Below are 932 nucleotides of genomic sequence, written 5' to 3'. Positions count from 1 at the left end.
CCTTCGGGAGGGCGTTTACCACGGTGTGGTTCATGACTGGGGTGAAGTCGTAACAAGGTAGCCCTAGGGGAACCTGGGGCTGGATCACCTCCTTACCTATACGACTAACTCGCATCTGAAGTAAGAAATTACGTTTGAGTGTTCACACAGATTTGTTTGTTATAAAGAAAGAGCAAATAATCGAAAGGTTATTTTTGAGGATTTTGATTCTTAATCAAGGCACTTGAAGAGTCTCGCAGGGAGTGTGCTTTAGCACATGACTGAGAAACGATGATAGTAACGCAGATAAAGGATTAAAAGACCAAAAAGAATGGGTCTGTAGCTCAGCTGGTTAGAGCGCACCCCTGATAAGGGTGAGGTCGGTGGTTCAAGTCCACTCTGACCCACCAAATCTTCGCTTACTCATCGTTAGATTAATACTTGTTTAGAACATCATTAAACGTCGTATCAATCTGCCTTGATTAATCTCGATTTGGTGTAACCAATGAAAATTGGATTCGATTAATTGTTTGACTGCATGTAAATGGGGCTATAGCTCAGCTGGGAGAGCGCCTGCCTTGCACGCAGGAGGTCTGCGGTTCGATCCCGCATAGCTCCACCATTTACTTGCTTTAGGATAGAGATGCCAAAGATAAATGAGAAATTTATCTTTGGCTTTTTTAAGCCCGTTCTTTAAAAATTTGGAAAGCTGATAGTGTTAATCTGAAAGGGATAACAACTACGATTTATCGTACTGTTATTTATAGGATTAACGCGAAATTAAAAAATTGAGTTCTAAACACTTAAACATTAAGTGTCTTGGCTTGTGACTTAACGGTTACGAGTTAAAAATTCTAATTTTGGCGAAAGTAGAAACCATTAGTTACGATACGACTGTTTTAAGCTTACCCGCTTGAAACAACGGATATCTCTCATAGAGACTTATTTGGGTT

General features: G+C 40.3%; 2 tRNA genes and 1 rRNA gene. All 3 read left to right on the top strand.

Annotated features, from left to right (window positions below):
- Positions 1 to 95 (top strand): 16S ribosomal RNA (locus L2730_RS21875); the annotation flags it as partial.
- Positions 96 to 312: 217 nt separating this feature from the next.
- Positions 313 to 389 (top strand) — tRNA-Ile (locus L2730_RS21870).
- 136 nt (positions 390 to 525) lie between these two features.
- A tRNA-Ala gene (locus L2730_RS21865) sits at positions 526 to 601 on the top strand.
- Positions 602 to 932 lie beyond the last annotated feature (331 nt).

This window comes from Shewanella kaireitica, assembly GCF_023284045.1.
Lineage (GTDB): Bacteria > Pseudomonadota > Gammaproteobacteria > Enterobacterales > Shewanellaceae > Shewanella > Shewanella kaireitica.
Note: the sequence above shows the minus strand (reverse complement) of the source record. Positions and strands in the feature narration are given on the sequence as shown.